Annotated in this window: 13 protein-coding genes; 8 read left to right on the top strand and 5 right to left on the bottom strand. The window is 47.8% G+C overall.

Translation table 11 applies throughout. From position 1 onward, the window contains the following. Positions 1–74: 74 nt before the first annotated feature. The 6 genes from hepC to hepB all read left to right on the top strand — a co-directional run bounded on the left by hepC (position 75) and on the right by hepB (position 10,420). Positions 75–2,078 carry a heparin-sulfate lyase HepC gene (gene hepC, locus D0T87_RS08975; protein ID WP_163174795.1) on the top strand — a complete coding sequence of 668 codons (2,004 nt, stop codon included), beginning with the start codon at positions 75–77 and terminating at the stop codon, positions 2,076–2,078. A gap of 12 nt (positions 2,079–2,090) precedes the next feature. Further along, positions 2,091–3,689, top strand: coding sequence for a sulfatase (locus tag D0T87_RS08980; RefSeq protein ID WP_163174796.1), 1,599 nt, complete (start codon positions 2,091–2,093; stop codon positions 3,687–3,689). A gap of 115 nt (positions 3,690–3,804) precedes the next feature. After that, a complete protein-coding gene (locus tag D0T87_RS08985; protein ID WP_163174797.1) occupies positions 3,805–5,433 on the top strand; it encodes a Tat pathway signal sequence in 1,629 nt (542 codons plus the stop codon). Positions 5,434–5,596: 163 nt separating this feature from the next. Then, positions 5,597–6,544, top strand: a complete 948-nt coding sequence (locus D0T87_RS08990; RefSeq protein WP_163174798.1) for an ROK family protein — start codon at positions 5,597–5,599, stop codon at positions 6,542–6,544. 28 nt (positions 6,545–6,572) lie between these two features. Beyond that, positions 6,573–8,045 (top strand): sulfatase, encoded by a 1,473-nt coding sequence (locus D0T87_RS08995; RefSeq protein WP_163174799.1) that lies wholly within the window; start codon positions 6,573–6,575, stop codon positions 8,043–8,045. 56 nt (positions 8,046–8,101) lie between these two features. Continuing rightward, entirely contained in the window at positions 8,102–10,420 is a 2,319-nt protein-coding gene (gene hepB, locus D0T87_RS09000) for a heparin/heparin-sulfate lyase HepB (RefSeq protein WP_163174800.1), read from the top strand. A 56-nt stretch (positions 10,421–10,476) separates the two neighbouring features. Here the strand turns inward: hepB and D0T87_RS09005 are convergent, their stop codons facing one another. Beyond that, positions 10,477–12,432: a sulfatase-like hydrolase/transferase gene (locus tag D0T87_RS09005; protein WP_163174801.1), complete on the bottom strand. Its 1,956-nt coding sequence runs from the start codon at positions 12,430–12,432 to the stop codon at positions 10,477–10,479. 848 nt (positions 12,433–13,280) lie between these two features. On the opposite strand from D0T87_RS09005, the gene D0T87_RS09010 reads away from it, so the two are divergent. Together D0T87_RS09010 and D0T87_RS09015 are read left to right on the top strand one after the other, a co-directional pair. Continuing rightward, on the top strand, positions 13,281–16,496 hold the full coding sequence (locus tag D0T87_RS09010; protein ID WP_163174802.1) for a TonB-dependent receptor: 3,216 nt from the start codon (positions 13,281–13,283) through the stop codon (positions 16,494–16,496). 26 nt (positions 16,497–16,522) lie between these two features. Further along, positions 16,523–18,202, top strand: coding sequence for a RagB/SusD family nutrient uptake outer membrane protein (locus tag D0T87_RS09015; protein ID WP_163174803.1), 1,680 nt, complete (start codon positions 16,523–16,525; stop codon positions 18,200–18,202). A 447-nt stretch (positions 18,203–18,649) separates the two neighbouring features. Here D0T87_RS09015 and D0T87_RS09020 read toward each other — a convergent pair whose 3' ends face one another. The 4 genes from D0T87_RS09020 to D0T87_RS09035 form a co-directional block, all read right to left on the bottom strand. Further along, positions 18,650–20,038, bottom strand: coding sequence for a glycoside hydrolase family 28 protein (locus tag D0T87_RS09020; RefSeq protein WP_163174804.1), 1,389 nt, complete (start codon positions 20,036–20,038; stop codon positions 18,650–18,652). A gap of 33 nt (positions 20,039–20,071) precedes the next feature. Next, a complete protein-coding gene (locus tag D0T87_RS09025) occupies positions 20,072–20,881 on the bottom strand; it encodes a hypothetical protein (RefSeq protein WP_163174805.1) in 810 nt (269 codons plus the stop codon). Positions 20,882–20,987: 106 nt separating this feature from the next. After that, on the bottom strand, positions 20,988–21,683 hold the full coding sequence (locus D0T87_RS09030; protein WP_239063575.1) for a DUF4450 domain-containing protein: 696 nt from the start codon (positions 21,681–21,683) through the stop codon (positions 20,988–20,990). Then, on the bottom strand, positions 21,676–23,166 hold the full coding sequence (locus tag D0T87_RS09035) for a glycoside hydrolase family 28 protein (RefSeq protein ID WP_163174806.1): 1,491 nt from the start codon (positions 23,164–23,166) through the stop codon (positions 21,676–21,678). The genes D0T87_RS09030 and D0T87_RS09035 overlap by 8 nt, the downstream gene beginning before the upstream one ends. Between the last annotated feature and the right edge of the window lie 2 nt (positions 23,167–23,168).

Raw genomic sequence — 23,168 nt, forward strand, 5'->3', positions numbered from 1 at the left:
GGTTCGCGAACCGCCCAAAACCCAGAAAACCATTTTCGGGCGGTTCGCGAACCGCCCCTACAAACCCAAATATCATGAATAACATTTCCAAATATATAACTTTAACAATTGTACTACTCTGCCTGGCAGGTAGAATAACAGCGCAAGAACTCAGACCGGAGGTTTTCTCTATGCTTAACCTCGATTATCCCGGACTGGAAAAGGTAAAAGCACTCCACCAGGCGGGCAATGACGCCGAGGCGGCTACCGCCCTGTTGGAATATTACCGCGGAAGAACGGCGGTGAAACATCCGGAGGTTGACCTCTCTAAAGTAACTATTTCTAAGCAAGACCAACAATGGGCCGACGATGGTCTGGAACATACGTTCTTCGTACACAAAGGCTACCAGCCTTCTTACAATTACGGAAAAGATATCAACTGGCAATACTGGCCGGTGCAGGATAATGAGTTGCGTTGGCAGCTTCACCGGCATAAATGGTTCTCGCCTATGGGGAAAGCCTATCGGGTGTCGGGCGATGAGAAGTATGCCAAAGAGTGGGTGCATCAGTACATGGACTGGATTATCAAGAACCCGCTTGCCGAGATGAATAAAAGTGAGTATGAATTGATTAGCAGTGGTGAAGTAAAAGGAGATGCGGAGAATGTGCGCTTTGCCTGGCGTCCGCTCGAAGTGAGTAATCGCCTACAGGATCAAACCAACCAGTTCCTGTATTTCGTAGATTCTCCTCACTTCACCCCTGAGTTCCTGACGGAGTTTCTGGTGAACTATCATAAGCATGCGCTGCATATCCTTGCCAATTATTCGGCTCAGGGAAATCACTTGTTGTTTGAGGCGCAACGTATCATTTACGCCGGCGCTTTCTTCCCCGAATATAAGGAAGCTACCGCCTGGCGGAAAAGCGGTATCGACATCCTGAACCGGCAGATCAATGTACAGGTGTATGACGATGGCGGACAGTTCGAGCTTGATCCCCATTATCACCTGGCGGCAATCAATATCTTCTGCAAGGCACTTTATATGGCCGATGCCAATGGTTTCCGGGGCGAGTTCCCGCAATCTTATCTGGATAGGATAGAGAAGATGATCCTGTTCTATGCCAATATTTGTTTTCCGGACTATACCAACCCTTGCTTTAGTGATGCTAAGCTGGGCGATAAGCCTGCCGAGTTGAAGAATTATAAAGACTGGACGACGTTATTCCCACAGAATGAACAAATCAGGTATTTCGCAACCGAAGGCAAGGAGGGTAAGCAACCTCAGAATCTGTCGAATGCATTTAAAGCTTCGGGCTTCTTTACTTTCCGCAATTCCTGGCAGAATGATGCCACGGTTATGGTGGTAAAGGCTGGTCCGAAAGGCGAGTGGCACTGTCAGCCGGACAACGGGACGTTCGAATTCTGGTTCAATGGCAAGAACCTGTTCCCCGACTCGGGCGCTTATGTTTATGCCGGCGATGATGAGGTGATGAAACTCAGGAATTGGTTCCGCCAGACGATGGTGCATAACACCCTGACACTGGATGACAGAACGCTGGAGACAACCGAATCTGTAACGAAATACTGGAATGGCACGGGCGATGTCCAGGCGTTGGTGACCGAGAATCCCGGATATACCGGATTGACTCATCGCCGCACGGTGTTCTTTGTAGATCAGACGTATTTTGTGCTGGTAGACGAGGCTTATGGCGATGCCACAGGAGAGGTGAACCTTCACTACCAGTTGGCAGAGGGCAAAGTAAATCTTGATCCTAAGTCCATGACCGTTGTGACCGATTACGCGGGAAACAGCAACGTAAAACTGCAATGCTTTGGCGAGAAACCGTTGAAGATGAAGGAAGAGGAAGGCTGGCGCTCAACGGCATACCGCCAACGGGTGGAACGCACGGCCCTGTCGTTCAATACGGCTAAAGATGCGAAGCATGCGGCACGCTTTATAACCGTCATTTATCCTTATGCAGATCGTGCGGATATGCCTGCGCTGTCGGCCAAGTTTAACGGCAAGCAATTTGCAGCCTCCGCTGTAGATGTTGAGGTGAAAGTGAATGGTAAGAAACGTGTATTGAAAATAGATTTTTAAAAGTCGACCGGCATGAAACTTAACACTCCATCTGTGCTGCTTTCTGTAACCACACTCTCGCTTGCGGGATGTGGTTCCCCTCAGAAAGAGGTGAAGCGTCCGAACATCATCTTTATGATGACCGATGACCATACTACGCAAGCGATGTCCTGTTACGGGGGAAAATTAATCCAGACTCCGCATATGGACAGGATTGCCAACGAAGGCATACGGTTCGATAACTGTTACGCGGTTAACGCCCTGTCGGGCCCCTCGCGTGCTTGCGTTCTGACGGGGAAGTTCAGCCACGTGAATGGTTTTACGGACAATGCCAGTACGTTCAACGGCGATCAGCAGACTTTTCCGAAGCTGCTTCAGCAGGCAGGATATCAGACGGCGGTTGTGGGGAAGTGGCATTTGATCACCGAGCCGCAGGGCTTTGATTACTGGAGTATCCTGAGCGGACAGCACGAGCAGGGCGATTATTACACGCCCGACTTTTTGGAGAATGGCCAGCCTGTCACCGAGCAGGGGTATGCCACGGATATTATTACCGATAAAGCGATCGGGTTTATCGAAGGGCGCGATAAGAGCAAGCCGTTCTGCATGATGTATCATCAGAAGGCTCCGCATCGCAACTGGATGCCGGCTCCCCGGCACCTGGGTATCTTTAACAACGCAACTTTTCCGGAGCCAGCGAATCTGTTTGACGATTACGAGGGCCGCGGGCGGGCAGCTAAGGAGCAGGACATGTCTATTGCGCACACACTGAGAGATGACTGGGACCTGAAGCTGCTTACCCGGAAGGAAATGCTAAAGGATACGACGAACCGCCTGTACAGCGTGTATAAACGTATGCCGCCCGAGGTTCAGGACAAATGGGATGCGGTGTATGCCCGCCGCATTGAGGAATATCGCAAAAACAACCTGAGCGGAAAGGCACTGATTAGCTGGAAATACCAGCAGTATATGCGCGATTATCTGGCCACGGTGCTGGCCGTCGACGAGAATATCGGCCGGTTGTTGAATTATCTTGAAGAGATTGGCGAGTTGGACAATACGCTTATCGTTTACACCTCCGACCAGGGCTTCTTCCTGGGCGAGCATGGCTGGTTCGACAAGCGGTTCATGTACGAAGAGTGCCAGCGTATGCCGCTGGTCATGCGTTATCCGAAGGCAATCAAAGCGGGAAGCATCTCCAATGCGCTTTGCATGAATGTTGACTTTGCTTCGACCTTCCTCGAGCTTGCCGGCGTTGACATACCCGCCGATATACAGGGTGCTTCGCTGATGCCTGTTCTTGAGAACGCCGGGAAGGCTCCGGCAGATTGGCGAAAGGCGGTATATTACCACTATTATGAATATCCCGCCGAGCATTCGGTGAAGCGTCATTATGGCATCCGGACACAGGATTATAAGTTGATGCATTTCTATAATGATATTGACGAATGGGAAATGTATGACATGAAGGCCGATCCGCGCGAAATGAATAACGTATATGGCAGGCCGGAATATGCTGCAAGGCAACAGGAACTACTGGCTCTTCTGAAAGAAACACAAGATAGGTATCAGGATTTCGATCCGCAGGAAAAGGAGAAAGAGTTGTTTCAGGGTGACAGGAGGTATAAGTAGGGGCGGTTTGTTAACCGCCCCACATACCGAAGGCCCCATTTTTTCCGGCTGAGGGTCGCCGGGTGGTCGGACACGAGTCCCGTCCCCACAATTAGTAATCTTAATATATATACATATGAATAGAAGAAAATTCTTAAGAAACACAGGCTGGTCTTTCCTGGGCCTGGCTGCATCGGGGAGCCTTCTGGGCGCATGCGTCTCCGGAAGCAAAGAAGCAAAGAAGATCGTTCCCTCCCCACACAACCTAAAGATGTATTGGGGAGACTTGCATAATCACTGCAACCTGACCTACGGTCACGGCGACATGCGTAGTGCATTCGAGGCAGCGACAACACAACTTGATTTCGTCTCCGTCACCCCCCATGCCATGTGGCCCGACATTCCTGGTGCCAACGACCCTCGTCTGAAATGGGTTATTGATTATCATACCGGTGCCTTCAAGCGCTTGCGCGAGGGCGGCTACCAGAAGTACGTAGCCATGACCAACGAGTACAACAAAGAAGGAAAATTCCTGGCCTTCATCGGCTACGAATGCCACAGCATGGAACACGGCGACCACGTAGCACTCAACTACGATCTCGATGCTCCGCTGGTGGAGTGTACCTCTATCGAAGACTGGAAACAAAAAGCCCGCGGGCATAAGGTCTTCATCACCCCCCACCACATGGGCTATCAAGAAGGCTATCGCGGGTATAACTGGAAATGCTTTACAGAGGGCGAGCAGACACCTTTTGTCGAAATGTACTCCCGGCACGGTTTGGCCGAGAGCGATCAGGGCGATTACAACTACCTGCACGATATGGGTCCCCGCCAGTGGGAAGGTACGGTACAGTACGGACTCGACCAGGGACATAAGTTCGGCATCATGGGTTCCACCGACCAGCACGCCGGCTACCCCGGCAGTTGGGGCGACGGGCGCGTCGGACTGCTGGCACCTTCGCTCACCCGCGACGCCGTGTGGGATGCTTTGAAAAACCGCCACGTGTGCTGTGCCACAGGCGCTAAGATAAAAGTCGATTTCCGTATCAACGATGCTCTGATGGGCGACGTGATTCGCGGAAATAGTCGCCGTATCTACCTGAACGTAGAGGCGGAAAGCAGCATCGATTACGTTGATCTGGTGAAGAACGGACAGACCATTGCCCGCATGAGCGGCCCGCTAACCCCCGTTGCTCCCGAGGGCGATACCATTCGCTGCAAGGTGAAAATAGACTTCGGCTGGAACCGCGAGGAAAAGTATGTGCACTGGAACGGCAAACTATCCATCAATCAGGGACAGATTCATAGCGTAACCCCTTGCTTCCGTGGTGCTGCCTTTACCTCTCCGCAAGAAGGTGAAACGGAATTCGAAACGAAGGTGAATCGTATTCTGTCCTCTTCCGAAACAGAAGTGGAACTCGATCTCTACTCCCTGAAGAACCCGAATGTCGTTACCCCGGCCATGCAGGCCGTTGTTCTGGATGTAACGATGCCGAAAACGGGCAAGATCATAGCCGATTTCAACGGGAAGAAGTTTGAACACACACTATCCGAACTGCTGGAAGGTACCCGCGCGCACTTTATGAGGGGTTGGCTGAGCGAAGCCATCCAGTTTAACCGCGCCATGCCCGAAAGCTGTATCCTGATCGAGCATTATATGGAAGATACTACGCCGGAGCTGGATACCGACTACTACTACGTCCGCGTGCGCCAGCGCGATCAGCAGTGGTTGTGGACGTCTCCGATTTGGGCGGAAAGGGTCTGATTCGGGTTAAGAGATAGACATAAGGAATTAATCCGCAGGTTGTAGGGGCAGGCCTTGTGTCTGCCTTTATGCCCAAGGTGTATCACTAATTTCACTATGTAGCGTCAAGGGCGGACACAAGGCCCGCCCCTACGGTTAACTATTTACATCATAACTAATCATAATGAATCCATCAAATACCAAAACCGCAATAGGTATTGACCTCGGGGGCACCTCCATCAAGTATGCCCTCATCAACAGCGGGGGCGATTTCCTCTTTCAAGGCAAACTCCCTTCCCACGCCGACACTTCCGCCGAGGCCGTGATTGCCCAGCTCCTGAAAGCCATCAATGAGGTGAAGGCATTCGCCGCCGGAGAAGAGCTAGCCATCAAAGGCATCGGCATCGGTACCCCCGGCATTGTCGATGATACGAACCGTGTAGTCATCGGCGGAGCCGAGAACATCGTCAATTGGGAGAACCTCCGCCTATCCGCTATCATCGAGAAGGAAACCGGATTAAGCACCACACTCAGCAACGATGCCAACGTCATGGGACTGGCAGAAGCCCGCTACGGCGCTGCCCGCGGACATACCCACGTCGTATTCCTGACCGTAGGCACAGGCATCGGCGGAGCCGTAATCATCGACGGAAAACTGTTCAATGGTTTCGCCAACCGCGGCACCGAGCTGGGGCACGTACCCCTCATTGCCAACGGCGAGCCCTGTGCCTGTGGCTCTGTGGGCTGTCTTGAAACCTATGCATCGACGGCTGCTTTGGTGAGGAAGTTTGCACGGCTAAGCGCAGAAGCGGGTCGCACGTATGATAAGGAAATAAACGGCGAACTTATCGTAGAACTATATCATGCAGGCGATGAACTCGCCATTTCCTGCCTGGACGAACATTGCTTCTATCTGGGACGTGGGATTGCCGGATTTATCAATATCTTTAGTCCGCAGAAAATAGTCATCGGCGGCGGATTGTCCGAAGCAGGCGAATTTTACATCGAGAAAGTTCGCCGCGAGGCACTGAAGCATGCGATGGCCGATACGGCAGTCAATACCGAAATCATAGCAGCCCAACTAGGAAACAACGCTGGCTGTTTGGGAGCCGTATCGCTGGTCTTTGATTAAGCAACTAACCGAATTCAGAAGATTTAATATGAAACCAATTATCCCTATCACCGGCCTGGCATTGTGTTCATTGAGCGCATTTGCGCAACAGCAACAGCCAAACTTCCTGATTATCCAGTGCGACCACCTTACCCAGCGCGTGGTAGGCGCCTATGGCGAAACCAAAGACGTCACCCCAACCATCGACCGGGTGGCCTCACAGGGGGTCGTTTTTGCCAACGCCTACGTCGGTTGCCCGTTGAGCCAACCCTCGCGCGCCGCCTTGTGGACAGGCTTAATGCCGCATCAAACCAATGTCCGCTCGAATACCGGCAAGGAAGTAAATAAACCCATCCCCGAAAGCGTCCCTACCCTCGGTAGCCTGTTCGCGGCTGCCGGATACGATGCCGTTCACTTCGGCAAAACACACGATATGGGTGCTCTGCGCGGATTCAAGCATAAAGAACCCGTTCCCCAGCCGTTTGAAGATCCGGAGTTCCCGGTCAACAATGATAGCTTTCTCGATGTAGGCACCTGCCAGGATGTGGTCGGATACCTCAATAACCCGCCCGAGGCACCTTTCATTTGCATTGCCGATTTCCAGAACCCTCACAACATCTGTGGTTATATCGGAGCCAATGTCGGACCACATACCGATAAACCCATCAGTGGACAATTGCCGCAGTTGCCCGCAAACTTTGAGGTGGCCGACTGGAATGAAATTCCCATCCCCGTGCAGTACATCTGCTGTAACCACCGCCGCATGGCGCAAGCCTCTGAGTGGAGCGAGGAGAATTACCGGCACTACATCGCTGCCTTCCAGCACTACACCCGGATGGTCGATAAGCAAATAGCCCAGGTGCTTGATGCGCTTTATTCCACCCCCGCCGGACAGAACACCATTGTTGTTATCATGGCCGATCATGGCGACGGCATGGGATCGCACCGCATGGTCACCAAGCAAGTCAGTTTCTATGAAGAAGTAACCAATGTGCCCTTTATTTTTGCCGGCCCGGGGATACGGAATGTCAAGCGTCCGGTCGATCAGTTCCTGACCCACCCCACGCTAGACCTGTTGCCCACGCTTTGCGAACTGGCAGAGATTGACGTCCCCAACGATAAACCGGGCATCAGCATCGCCCCTTTCCTGAAAGGACGGAAGCAGAAAACGACACACCCTTACGTTGCCTCGGAGTGGCACACGGAGTATGAAGAAATAATTACTCCCGGGCGGATGATCAGAGGGCCACGCTACAAATATACTCATTACCTTGAAGGCGATGGTGAAGAATTGTATGACCTGAAAAAGGACCCCGGCGAAAGAACAAACCTGGCGCATAACCCATCCTATGCCAAGGTGTTAGAAGAACATCGCCAGATGCTGGACGATTACATCTGGCGAACAAACGATGATTACCGCAGTCTGGAAGTGGATGCCGATAAATGCTGGCGCGAACATGCGCCGGGTTATCCTAACCATAGAGGTAGCGGTAGCGCATGGAAACCGATGCAGCATAGATAACCTTTCTGCGCTCTATTTTAAACGAATCAAAATTACCATCTAAAAAACATCTAAAAATGAACCGTAAACTCATTCTTTTATTAACACTTGCCTCCTTCATCTTTGTGAGCCTGGCCAACGCCCAGAGTCAAAGTGATGTGCAGTGGCAGGAAATGGAAGGCGTACTCGTGCCCCTTCCCCCTCAGACACACCCAAGGCTATATGTACGTTCTTCCGACCTGCCCGACTTGAAGGTCCGCATGAACGATCCACGCATAAAGGAAGTACTTTCTACACTACGCAAACTGGGCCAGGACCGGACACCCGAAGAAGAAAACAAAGTTACAGACCATGGCTTCCGCTACTACCACGCGATGCGCGGTGTGACCAGCCGCGTGCAACTGCAAGCGCTCGACTACCTCGTACACGGCAACAAGAAGCAAGCCCGTTCGGCCATAACTGCCATGCTCGACACCCTTCAGCGTACCAATTACGGCATAAAAGGCGACCTTTCGCGGGCAAGCGGCGCTATGCTCATGTGTGGCGCTATGGTCTACGACTGGTGTTACGACCAGATGAAGCCCGGCGAGAAGAAACAATACATAGAAGAGTTCATCCGCATAGCCAAAACCCTGGAATGTGGATACCCACCGCATAACCGCGAACCCATTGCCGGCCACTCGTCCGAGTGGATGGTGTTGCGCGACCTGCTGTCTACCGGTATTGCCATCTATGACGAGCACCCCGACATGTACAATCATGTCATCAAACTCATATTTAAGGACTACATACCCGTAAGAGACTACACCTATGCCGGGCACAACTATCACCAGGGCACAGGCTATCTGAATGTGCGCCTCTGCAACGACCTCTTCTCCCAATGGATACTGGATCGCATGGGAGCCGGCCCCATTTATAGTCCTTCGCAACAGTTTGTTTTGTATGACGTTCTGTATCGTCGCCGCCCCGATGGGCAAGTCATGCCCGCAGGCGATGTCAACCCTAACCGGAAAAACCTGGTATCTTACTCGCTTCCGGCTCTGCTGGCCTATAGCTATTATAAAGACCCATACCTGGCCTATGAATATCAGCGTAAACCCTCCGTCGAAAACCACTGCCTGATATTTGAGGTACTCTGGAAGGATCTCAGTATACAACCCAAAGCCCCCGATGACCTGCCACTGACGCGATACTCCGGTTCGCCCTTTGGCTGGATGACGGCACGTACCGGCTGGGGAGAAAACAGTGTAATTGCAGAGATGAAGATCAACGAGCAATTCTATGGCAACCATCAGCACCTGGATGGAGGCTCCTTCCAGCTCTATTACAAAGGTCCTCTGGCCATTGATGCAGGAGCCTATAACGGTACCTCGGGTGGATACAACAGTCCACACAACAAGAACTTCTTCAAGCGCACCATTGCGCACAACTCTTTGTTGGTCTACAATCCCGACGAGAAGTTTGCCTGCTGGAACTATGGTGGCGCCGACAAGACCGAATTTGCCGGCAACGATGGTGGACAGCGCATGCCGGGCGACCGTTGGGAGACTTGCCGGTCATTCCGTGATCTGCTCAGCGAAAGCTACACGGTAGGTAAAGCCTTGGCCCACGGCTTCGGACCCGATAGGCATACCCCTACCTATTCTTACCTGAAAGGTGACATCACATCTGCCTATACGGATAAGGTGAAAGAGATGAAGCGCTCGTTCGTTTTCCTGAATCTGCAATCTCCGGAAGTTCCCGCTGCCTTGATTGTATTCGATAAGGTTGTGTCTTCCAACCCCGATTTCAAGAAATACTGGTTGCTGCATAGCATTGAAGAACCGGATATAAAGAACAATGCTTTCACCGTAAAGCGAACCAAAAACGGGGATAGCGGAATGCTGTACAACCAGGTGTTACTCCCGAAACCGGATGAAGTTTCGGTGGAAAAGGTTGGCGGACCAGGCAAAGAGTTCTGGGTGTTCGGCACCAATTATCCTAACGCTGCACTGCCTAACCGTCCCGATCCTGCGAATGAAAGAGGCGAATGGCGTGTAGAAGTATCACCTGCATCTCCTGCTGCGGAGAACTACTTCCTCAACGTGATGCAAGTGGCCGACAATACCTGCAACCAGCTACATGAAGCCAAACGGATTGATGCAGACCGGATAGTAGGCGTGCAGTTGGCAGATCATGTTGTAACGTTTAGCAAGAACAGCCAAACGCTGTCTGGCAAGTTAACCATGCAAGTATCTGGTAACAGCCCGATGAAGTTTGTCATTACTGATCTGGCTCCCGGAACATGGCAGATAAAGAAAGACGGTAAACTCTTTATTCCGGCTCTTGAAGTTCGCTCTGATGATGGTATTGCTTGTTTCGAGGGACAGGGGGGATACTACGAGCTTTCAAGATAGTTGAGGTTGACCTTGTTTGGGCGGTTCGCGAACCGCCCAATACAAGATAACCCCTTCTAATTGGGCAGCGGCACCATAGGACGGCGTCCGTGATTGAACTTCAATCCTTGCTTGTACGCTTCAGGCCCATGCAAGTCTTTTATATTCATCTCGCCCAGATTAACGAGAATACCGCGCGCCATTAATCCTGCATCTTCATTCTCTTTACGCGGCAGTTCTTCTGCGGCTTTCTTCAGGTCTGCAAGATATACACTTATGGCGGGTCGCATATTCGGGTCCAGCGATAGACATTCCAACAGAGAATAGCCAACTTTACGATCTTCTTCCCTGGCGGGATAAGCCAACCGTTTGATACCCTTATCCTTTTCTCCCAGATTGGCCACAGCATAAGCAGCCTCACAAGCCACATGTGCATCTTCATCGGTTAATAGATCGAGTAGGGCAGGCGGGCAGATGGCGTATTGTTTCGTCGCTCCCAGTTGGGCGAAACCAACGGCCGCCCAATACCGCATTTCTTTATAAGGGCTGGACAATGCCTTTTCCAATGCAGGGACATCGGCAGTGGTAGCCGTTCCGGCAAGCTCTACTAAAGTATACAACTCTTCCAATGGGTATTTCTCTTTCCGCACCTTATTATATAGTATCGCATTCTCGCGCGATTTCGGTAGGAAGAAACCAAGGTCTTTTGACTCGCGGAGATGCGTTGACATTCCTTTCCTGAATCCGTTTAAGATAGTGGCATGTTCCGGCGATTGCGACAGGTCGTTCAACTCGAAAGGGTCGTTCTCCAGGTCGAACAACATTTCTGCCGGATGGTGTTCAAAGGGTTGCGCCCAGGCGGGGTTGGTATTATGATTGCTAAGCACCCAGTTGTCCCACGCCTTGTTCGACGGCATTCCCCATTGGTAATAATTGCGCAGGGCAAACTGGCGGTAAGGAATATAACTGCGTATGTATTTGTAGCGCTTATCTCTCGCTGCCCGTACCGGCATGTAATGGTGCAACTGGTTGCCACCCAGGGCGAATTGCATGGTTGTTTCCTGATCGGAAGCATATGCGCCCATCACCGCCTTCCCTTGCATGTGTTTGGGCGATTTTACACCCGCCAGGCTAAGTACAGTCGGGCCTAAATCGACAAAGCTCACCAGCGAATAATCTTTTCCGTTGGCTTGCGGCGCCAGATGCCTCCACTTTTCGGGGAAGTAAACCACCAGAGGTACCCGGAGTCCTGTTTCGTAAAGGTAACCTTTGCCCCGGGGGAGACATCCGCCATGATCGCTGAATACAAACACAATCGTATTGTCGTCCAGTCCTTTCTCTTTCAGGTCTTTCAGGAAGAATCCCACCCATGTATCCACATCTTGCGCTGCCTCCAGGTGTCCGGCATAATCGGAGCGGACTTCGGGCAGATCGGGCACGTGTGGGGGAAGGATCAGTTGGTCGGGATAAATGCCTTCCCGGGTATAATCGCGCCGGCCATCGGTATGGAATGTGCGTATGCGGCCCATGTGCGAGGTAACGGTGTTGAATACGGCAAAGAACGGCTGTCCGTTACGCTCCGGGCTATTGTATGAAGCCGCAGGGGTGCATTCGTCCCAGCAGCTTTTGTTATCGGTTGTTGTATTATAGTGTGTCTTGCTGTTGTTTGTGCAGTAGTATCCCGCATCGCGCAACCACTGTGGAAAGAAGATGTTTGGGGGAGTATCATACTGCACGGGGTGAATGTCCATGCCGTAGGTTGTGGCGTAACATCCGGTAATTAAAGAGGAACGCGCAGGTGAGCTTTGCGGACCTACCGACCAGGCGTTCATAAACTGTACTCCTTTCGAAGCAAGTCCGTCGATATTCGGGGTTTTGACTTGTGTGTTGCCATAGCAACCAAATTCGTAAGCGCTGGTGTCTTCAAAAGTGAGCCACAGAATGTTGGGCCTTTCTTTTTGTTCTTCAGCAGCTTTCATATGTGCACTGCTGCATAGAATAGCAGCAGAAAATGCATAAAAAGTTGTTTTCATAAATGTATAGGATTAACTATAACAAATATACATGAGGCGGTTGATAATTGCATGCTGTATTGTTGCAGGAAATATCAGATATGTATAATTCTGAATAAAAGTGAGTAAAACGGAAATAACAAGGAGTAAAACGGATGCTTAAGCATCTTAAGTATGATGCTATGTTGATAACTATCTGCACTCTACGAATAAAGAGTTTGTACGCAATGAATAAACCGTCGGCACGCAAGCGTTATAAAGGGTGAAGAATAGCGCTGTTTTTCGCAAAGAACAGCGCTATTCTTCCGGAAAAACAGCGCTATTCTTCATCTTTTATATAGGTTTAGTAAAAACTTGCTAGCCTTACTGTGCTGCTAAGCTAAGGGGTAAGTATATACAGGGTAGATGTAGCTTGTATTTGGTCCTGCTATAGAGTGTCTAGGAATATATGGATCAATCGTAAAAGTTGGTTGAATTATTAATTGTTATAGTTCTTTATTGGAAACACTCAAATCTCACATATATGGTTAACGGCAATATTTACGATTGTTAATACCACCTTCTTGTATGGTAAAACGCTACCTCTTTTGTATTTTTGGCTTCCGAATCCTATTCGATTTTAAACTAAACTATGAAAACGCGGCCTTGGATTATACTTTAATTCCTTCCTCTTTTTGACCCTTTTTTGGTCTAAAATAGCGTTATATAGGTCTTAAAAACGGATGTTTAGACGAAAGTGACAGCCTGATAGACAATTGTGATAGAAAGATGTAGGTTTTTAAATAAACCAAAAACAATAAGATTTAAGAAAAACACACGAATGGCCTAACTTGCAGTCGATTTAAGAATGTTACCTTAATTTTTTATTCATGAAAAAGAATTCGAAAATTATCCTTTTGGTTTTATTCCTACTTACCAGCCTGGGTGCTTACGCACAGAGTGTAACAGTAACAGGCAAAGTAGTAGACAGTGATGGATATGAAGTAATTGGCGCAAATGTCGTAGTTAAAGGTTCCCAAGGTGTGGGTACAATAACAGACATAGACGGTAATTACAGATTGCAGGTTGCCGATGCTTCCAAAGCTATATTAGTATTTACTTATATAGGTATGGATACGCAGGAAGTCCCGGTGAATGGCAGAAGTAAGATTGATGTTACACTGAAGTCTAATGGCATTATGCTTGACGAAGTAGTGGCAGTGGGTTACGGTACCACCCGGCGTAAAGACCTGACCGGATCGGTTGGTTCCGTAAAGAGTGATGAACTTATTAAAATACCCACATCGGATATCACTCAGGCTTTGGCCGGACGTATAGCCGGGGTACAAATTATTCAGAATGAGGGTGCACCAGGTGCTTCTATTTCTGTTCGTGTACGCGGAGGTATTTCTATTACCCAAAGTAATGAACCTCTTTATATTATTGATGGTTTCCCAACCGAAGATGGTATGTCGAATCTTGATCCGGCAGAAATTGAAACAATCGACATCTTGAAAGATGCCTCGTCTACCGCTATCTATGGTGCACGTGGTGCCAATGGTGTAGTCGTTATTACAACGAAAAGCGGAGGTACCAGTTCTGACAAGAAAATGACTGTAACTTTTGATAGTTATTATGGTTTTAAAAAGATAGCCAATAAACTAGATGTTCTTTCAACAGAAGAGTTTGCCTATCTGGATTATGAACGTAGCATAGGCGGAACTACCGATACAGCTTTGACCGAAGCAATTACCGGTTTTGAAAAACGATATGGTCGATTCACTGATCTTCACGCTAATTATGGTAATCGTCCGGGTATTGACTGGCAAGATGAGACGTTGGGCCGTTCTGCCACTACACAGAATTATCGCGTAGGCGTTTCGGGTGGTGCGAAAGACCTGAACTATAATTTAGGATATTCCTACTACGACGAACAAGGTGCAATGGTTTATAGCGGTACCCGCAAGCATAATATCGTTTTAAGCTTGAACCACTCAAGTAAGTATGTTGACCTCAATGCGCGTGTTAGCTACGACCAGAAGAAGGTTCGGGGTATGGGAACCTCGGGTGATGGCGACCGCTTCAATAAGCTACAACACATCCTGCAATATCGTCCGACTATCGGTATAAATGGTAATGATAGTGATTTGTTGGGTGATGAAGACCCTCTTTTGGCTGACGAAAGTGGTAACGTTATGCAGAACCCATTGCTTTCTGCTGCGGAAGAATTGAAAGACCGCGAATGGCGTACATTCCAGGCGAATGCAGGTATGACTCTAAAAATATTCAAGGGATTCTCTTTCCGTAATAATACCGGTATGAGCTATCAAACCCGCCGGAATGATATCTTCTATGGCGACCAATCTGTAACAGGTAAACGTACCAGTATCAATGGTAGTATTGAGAATCTTGAGTATGGAACTTTCCAGACCTCGAATACATTGAATTATAACTGGACAAAAAACAAGCATAACTTAACCGTTATGGCAGGGCAGGAATATGTAACTCGCTGGACGCGTAACTTTAAGGCTGTTGCCAGCAACTTCCCCAATGATGAAATCGGTTTGAACGACCTGTCTCTCGGGGTAGCGGGTACACCTTCTTCGGCGGTGAACTACGACGATAACCTGCTTTCTTTCTTTGGCCGTGCCAATTATATATTTGCTGATAAGTATATTATCTCGGCCTCTTTCCGTGCCGATGGTTCTTCAAAATTCGGTAAGAATAATAAGTGGGGATATTTCCCATCCGTTTCGGCTGCATGGCGTTTAGGCGAGGAAGAGTTTATTAAGAACCTCAATCTGTTTTCTGACTTGAAATTGCGTATAGGTTATGGTGCTGCGGGTAATAACCGTATCGGAAGCTACAATAGTTTGGCAATTCTGGAATCAGTGACCAGTGGTCATGGCGATAATAATCAGACCGGATATGCTTCCAAGCAGATTCCTAATCCCGACCTTAAATGGGAGTCCAATAGAACATTCAACCTGGGGGTAGATATCGGCTTGTTTAATCAACGACTCACTATTTCTCCTGAGTTCTATCTTAATCGCAGTAACAACTTGTTGCTGAACGCTAAGATTCCTTATTCTTCCGGATATACCAGTATGATCATTAATGCAGGTGAAACCCAGAATACAGGTATTGACCTCACGATTGGTTCTACCAATATTGTGACCAGAGATTTTAAATGGAACACCATGTTGACATTCTCGCATAATAAGAATACGGTAAAAGCGCTCACAGGCGAATCTGTTCAGTTATGGGAAGCCAGTTTCGGATATAACCAGAATACGCACATCGTGGCTGTTGATCAAACATTAGGTCAGTTCTATGGTTATGTAACAGACGGTATCTATCAGTTAAGCGATTTTGATTATGATGCAGCTACGCAAACCTATACGTTGAAAGATAAGATTCCTTATCATGGCAATAAACAGAATATTCGTCCGGGTATGTGGAAGTTTAAGGATACGGATGGAAGCGTAGATGAAAATGGTGAAAGAGATTATAAGGTTACGGAAGATGATAAAACGGTTATAGGAAAAGCTAATCCTAAGTTTTACGGAGGTTTGAACAATACGTTTAGTTACAAAAACTTCGACCTGAGTGTATTCCTGACTTTCAGCTATGGCAATGACGTGCTGAATGCTACAAAACTGACGAATACCAAAGCCGGAAAGAAAAACAGAAACATACTGGACGTAGCTAATAGTTCCAATCGTTGGGTTACTATTGATGCACAGGGTGTAGAAGCGAAAGACCCGACAGCATTGGCTGCTTTGAACCCTAACAAAAGCCTGGCTGCTTATTATGATATGGAAGAAGGAGATACCTACATTCACTCTTGGGCTGTAGAAGATGGTTCCTTTATTAAGTTGAGCAATATTACATTGGGTTATACTTTCCCTAAGAAAATGGTACAAAAGATTGGATTGTCCAACCTACGGTTGTATGCTACAGGTAATAATCTGGCTACTTGGACCAAATACACCGGTTATGATCCGGAGGTATCGACCAATGGTAATGGATTAACTCCGGGTGTGGATTTTGGAGCCTATCCACGTAGCCGTTCCTATGTATTCGGAGTCAATGTTGCTTTCTAATATCGTTAATATAAAAACACTGTACAATGAAAAAGAATAAACTAATATATGCACTTGGCGGGTTGTTAGCCATGAGTTTTGCTTCGTGTGAGCTGACCGAAAAACCAGATTCTTTTTACGAAAAAGACACTTACTTTGAATCTGAATCAAAAGCTCAGATGTCGGTATATGGCATTCACGATTGCATAGGCACCCAGGACCATTATGGGCAGTTCGAAATGGCTATGGTGGCTTCGGATGATACGTATTATATACAAGGAACAAGTAGCGACAACACTCGTAGAGACTTGGCTCATTATATGATCAAATCTACCAATACCTGGGTAGAGGGTGTATGGAAGTATAAGTATAAAGGCATCGACCGGGCAAACTTTACCATAGCTGGTATTACGGGAATGCCGGACTATGAGGGAAATAAAAACCTGAAGTATATGGTGGCGGAAGCACATTTCCTCCGTGCTTTTCTGGCGTTCGACTTGGTAAAACATTGGGGAGATGTTCCTTATAAAACAACCTATTCCAGCGGATATGGTGAGGTGTTCCTGCCTCGTACCGATCGTGAGGTTATTTACGAAGAGATTATCAGTGACTTGGATTTTGCAAAGGAAAATCTACGTGCCGGTGGCGATATCACCAATCCGGAAATACCATGTCAGGCTGCGGCTCATGCTCTTCTTATGCGTGTTTATCTCTATCGTGCCGGTTATAGTCTGAAGATGGATGGCCAGTTAACCCGTCCGGATGATGCTACACGTAAGAAGTATTTCGATGCCGTTATTTCAGAATGGACTGCATTGCAAAGCAAAGGATATCATGGGTTCTATGATGGAGGTTTCGATAAATTATTTATGGACTACTCTGCAGGGGTGTTGAATAATAAAGAAAGCCTTTGGGAAATAGCTTTCTCTTCTCCTGCTGGAGAGAAGGATAATGCAAGTTCATATGGAATTTATCTTGGTCCTTTAGTTGATGAACCTTCTGTTAAACCTACCGAAAGAGATCGCTTTATGGGGCGTGCTAATGCTTTCTTCCGTGTAGTTCCGGAGTGGCTTAACTTTTATGAAGAAAAGGATGTTCGTCGCGATGTAAATATCTGCACATACCAGTTCAAATGGCGGGCCAATGTATATGACCATGTACAAGAAGAAAGTCCCGAACCGTTGTTGTGGTTCCCTGGTAAATGGCGTAGAGAATGGATGCCTAAAGGTTATTTGGATTTAAATAACGGTAGCGTTAACTTCTGCCCGATACGATATGCTGACGCTGTATTAATGGCAGCCGAAGCTTATAATGAAACAGGTAACACAACACAAGCATGGGCGTTGTTGAATAGCGTGCGTACACGTGCCGGGGCTACAGCCATTACTACGGCTAATTATAGCACATTGTTGAAATCGCCTGCCGTATATGATTTACCGTTTATTGACGATGGCGATGATGCCGGTAGATTCCGTACCGCTTTGTATTGGGAACGTGCTTTTGAGATGTGTTATGAAAACGTACGTAAGCTCGACCTGATACGTTGGGGAGTATTGGATAAAGCACTGAAATTATTTGGCGACGGTATTCAAAATGCAAAAGTGAAGAACAACCACTATCATGCACCTAAGAACTTTGTTAAAGGACAGCATGAATTGATGCCTATTCCATTGAGTGAAATGCAAAGTAACCCCATGTTGGAAGGGAAGAATAATCCGAAGTATTAGTAAGTTTATTTAGTTACTGAAACAAACCCGCCACTCTTCTTCTTTACAAAGAACGAAAGTGGTGGGTTTTTAAGTTTTTAGTTTATGCTGCATAGAGAGGATGTGTCATAAGTCAGTAAATCCACTTCGTCATTGCGAGTCGCCACTATATTAAAATATAGAACTATTTGATATTGTCATTGGTAGCATTAACGACAGCAAACTGATCTTGAATAAATTTTTCATATTGATATATATTTAATAGTTAGTAAGTTCACTTCACTTTTTCCCAAGTCATTTTTTCGTAAACCTCATGGTGATAGTGTCCTGAAAACAAAAATACGATAAAATCTATTTATGAAAATAGGTTATTTATTCACTCTTGAATAAACGCTTTGATTATTGTTTAAGTGAAGCGAAATAATGATTATTGTAATGATAATTAAAGCTGGGGAAAAGAGATGTGTTTTACTTATATATGACATTCTTCACATCATCCGTAACATACAGCGGGCGCCCGTCCGGTTTCATAAAATGAAAGTTTACGTTATCAAATGTAATATTACGGGCATGTCTTACATAAAATCCGGAGGCGGGAATGGTACCAAACATCCAGGGTTCCGGGTAAGCCTTTTCTTGTTCAGGAATGACGCGCTTAGCATCTTCGGCACTATATCCGCCCTGAAAATAAATATGGATATTGCTGAATGTTACATCCTCTACGTTCGCTCCCGGAATGCCGCTAACTATACATGAATACCGTGAATCGGCATTAAACACATTCACATTGTTGATCAGGATGCGCTTCATCGTACCTACCTGTGTGCCTTCCGGACTACGCATCCGCGCACCCAACCGGAGGAAGAGCGGCGCATTAACGATGTCCCTCATCGTGATGTTGCTCACCACGATATCTTCCAAATGTCCGCCGTCTACCGTTTCCAGTGCAAGTCCGCGGCAACGTTCAAAGATGCAGTTCGTAATGACGATGTTCTTAAATCCGCCACTCGACTCGGTACCCAGCTTGATGCGGCCCGTTACGAAACCCTGATCAGGGGCTTGCGGTTCATAACGTTCGTAAGTTGCGGCATACATTGTTCCTTTGTCGAAACCAGACACAAAGCAGTTGGAAATCGTTACATTCTCGGTGTCCTTGAAATACCCCAACGCGTAAGATGCTTTGAGCACAATGGCATCGTCCCAAGGGGAGTTTACGCTACAATCTGTGATGCGGACATTGTTGCAGCAATCAATATCGAAGCCATCGCGGTTCGTATCCACCTTCAAGCCCTGTATCGTCAGATTATCTACACCTGTGGCAAGTACGGCGAAGTGCCCGCAATGCAACATGGAAAAGTCTCGTAGCGTGATGTTCTTGCATAATTTCAGGCTGATGGCTTTGTTGCCCACTCCCGGCAGGCGGCTCTCTTCGCGGGTCAACCCCTTACCGTTGATCAGTCCCGGCCCGCAAATGGTAATGTTTTCCAGTCCGATGCCCCAGATCAGAGAGTTTTTCCAGTGGCTATGCCCGAAGTCCTGGAACTTGTTGAATTCGTTAGGCTCGGCCTCATCGTACCCCTCGGTAGCCGTTGGGAAGGCGGCGATAATCTCTGCTCCCGATTCCAGATAGAGCGTGATGTGGCTTTGCAGGCGAATGGAGAAACACTCATATTTTCCGGCAGGAACGTATATGGTTCCTCCACCCTCGCCGGCGGCTTGCTCAATGGCTTTGTTAATGGCAGGCGAGTCGATTGTCCTTCCGTTGCCGGTGGCTCCGAAATCTTTTACATTATAAATATCGGCAAATGCCTGGCAGGAGAGGAGCAACAAGAGAAGGGAGAGGGTGTATAGTTTCATATTCGCTTAGTATTGGATTGGGTAAGGGGGTGTTTATTCCTGAGGCATCAACCTGAAAGGCAGAAGATAAGACGCATTTCCGTACATGGTATGTTCACTGGATAGATTCCAGAAACCATCTTTATTCTGCGGGTTGGCATCGTAGTCGATTACTGCCCAGCACAGGCCAATGTCATTGTTCTCTTGCAGAATGCTTGGAACGGATTTCTCCGGACCAGAAGCATCGGCATGATCAAAGGGAGTGATATAGAATTCCAGCTTTAGCTTGCCGGGTTCTCCTTCTTTGAATGTATATTGATAGGCATAATCGGCATAAGGTTTCTCTTTGAGCCAGAGTTGAGGTCCCCAAAGCATACACCAATCGTCTCCATGCGGAGGAGTAAATATGTGATAGTTCTGTGCCTGGCATCCGTGGAAGTTGAACCAGCGTTGCCACACATCGGCTTTCTCACTGGGGTGGAACCGGTCGATGAAAGGACCACCGGAGCGATCGCCATCGACCACCACTTCAAATATATCTGTTGATAGCGTGTTCTCGCTGAAACGCCAATGGTTGTCGTATGCCTCGTAAAGGAAGTAAAGACGGTTAAGCCCGGTACACCATCCTACTTTAACACGGATGTCGAGTGTAGATTTATCTGGTTTGGCGTGTTTACCTTCGTCTTCTTTCATATCGTTGATGGTGATGACGTAGGATTCGGGAATGGCTGCCCAATCGTTGTCATTACCATCAATAACAGGGAGGCAGCTTTTGGGGAACTGCCAGACTTTGTATTCTTTTTCCTGCCCGTAGATGGGACTCAGCAATAAAAGGAATGTGAATATAGAAATGTATTGTTTCATAAATATTGTATATTGTAGGGGCGGGCCTTGTGTCCGCCCTTGACGCTGCATAGTGAAACTGTAATGATACACCTGGTGGCGTCAAGGGCAGACACAAGGCCTGCCCCTACAGTTTGTTTACGGTTGGTAGCATAAAATAATTATAATCCGCTTTTTTGTTCTGCGTATAGAAGCAAAAGTATAATTTTTCATTGTTATTCAACTGCATTGATGCTGCTAATACAGGAGCATCCGTCTTTTTCCCCGACCCGAAAAGCACAAGAGGTGTTTCCTGTCGGTGAGCATCAGCCAAACGTATGTCCGAACCGGGAGGAGTGATGCCATGTATAATCCTTAGCCTCATACTCTCTCCATGATATGCACTAAAAGCCGTGCCTTCAACACTGAAAACATTGTATTTACAGTAAGAAGGCTCTATTTTACTATCAATAGGATTGTCGAGCATCTTGCCGCAACATCCTCCGAACGACCATATCAGTTGTACCCCTTCCGGAAGGTTCTCACCCTTCACTTCCAGTATAATTCCGTCGCTATCGGCAAGGCGGGCCACATGTACACGCACACTTCCTTTACCCAGCAACGGGTCAGTCAGCGTGTAAGTCAGTCTGCCCTTGTTCTCCTTCACCGAAACCTTTCTCAGGTCATTGGCCCACAGACTGTTTGCACCGTTGGCAATACCCAGCCGGAAGTTGCCCGCCATTTGTGGCAAATGGAAAGAAGACTCCCTGTTCTTTTCACCTGCCATTATGCTAACAGCGGCCAACACGACGAACGATGTAAAGAACAGCCTGAGTTTACTCATACTGTATTTCGGCAATAAGATCATTATTATTCTTGAAATCAATCTGGTTCTTATCTGCTATTTTAAGTTTGATCTCTTTCAGGATAAAGCTGTCCGTCAGGTCAACTTGCCCTGCTTTTTGAACCTCGGCATCTATATTATATAGCTGGAAGTTCTCCAGACGCAGTGAGTCATTCCATCCTGAAGCCGTAATAAACTGTCCGCCTCCTGTGGCCTTAACGTTAGAAAGATATACGTTCTTAAAGATCGGATACCCTTTTTCTTTTGGCTCTACCGGAGTGAGCATAACCTTCCAGTGCTCAGGAATCTCTTTGCCCTGGAACTGCTCCGGCAGCGTAGAATAACTATAACTTGGATTCCAGTTCAGGTCGGCAGCCAGAATGTATTTCACACTATCTGCCACGACATCCGTCATAAACACATTCTCAACAAAGCCCCCACGGTTTAATGCTGACTTGATACGCAGTGCGGCGGATGTACCATACGCTCTTAGGTTGTAACCCAATATGTTCCGTATACCACCCGATGTTTCGCTTCCGCAAGTGATGAGTCCGGCGCCTTTGCGGGCAATACAGTTACGTACAACGACATATTCTGTTGGACGATTCACCCGCAGTCCGTCGGCATCTCTGCCCGCTTTGATGCAGATGTTATCATCGTTGCAATCCACGTCACAGTTTTCGATAAGGATATACGATGAAGAGTCGATGTCTATACCATCTGTGCTGGGACCATGCCCTCCGATGTTGTTATTGATATTCAGTCCGTTTACCGTACAATGGTTGGAATAAAGCACTTGCACACCCCAGAAACCGGTACGCATCAGTGTAAAATCTTTCAGGGTAACGTTCGAACTGTTGGATACCAGAATACCCCGTACCCGTTTGGCGTCATAGTCTACAATCCAGCGAAGCCCTTCCTTTACATACTCCTTGCGCATGTCCCAGTATTTATCCCAGAAAACTTTGCCCCGGCAGTCAATAGTACCTTCGCCCGATATGGCAGCGTTCTCCGTATCCAGAACGTTGAGTACGGCAGATGGCCAAACCATCTCTATGCCGGCAACGCGCGTAGGAATCTCCGGATAGTGGTTGATGTCGGTGCTGGCGTACAAGGTAACACCTTTCCCGATTTCAAGATTTACCCCTTTTTTGATGAACAAAGCCCCTGTGGTATAGTATCCCGGTTGGAGTGTGACTATCCCTCCTCCGGTGTTGTGGCAAGAGTCAATGGCCGCCTGTATGGCATCGGTGCTTAATACCGTAGTGTCGTTTACGGCCCCGAAAGCATTGGCACTGAATGCTTTACTGGCCGGAAAGGTCTTGGCACCTACTTCCTGTACCCAGGAAAGATCAATTGGCTGATCGGACGCGATCCAATCAAACGAGGGTATATCTCCCGGGCTTTGCTTGGGCGTATTACATCCGGTCAATACAGCCAATGCGACTACACAGATGTTGAGGTGTCTTAATGATAAGTTCATAT

It is taken from the genome of Bacteroides sp. 51, from assembly GCF_010500965.1.
In the GTDB taxonomy this organism is placed as follows: Bacteria; Bacteroidota; Bacteroidia; order Bacteroidales; family Bacteroidaceae; genus Bacteroides.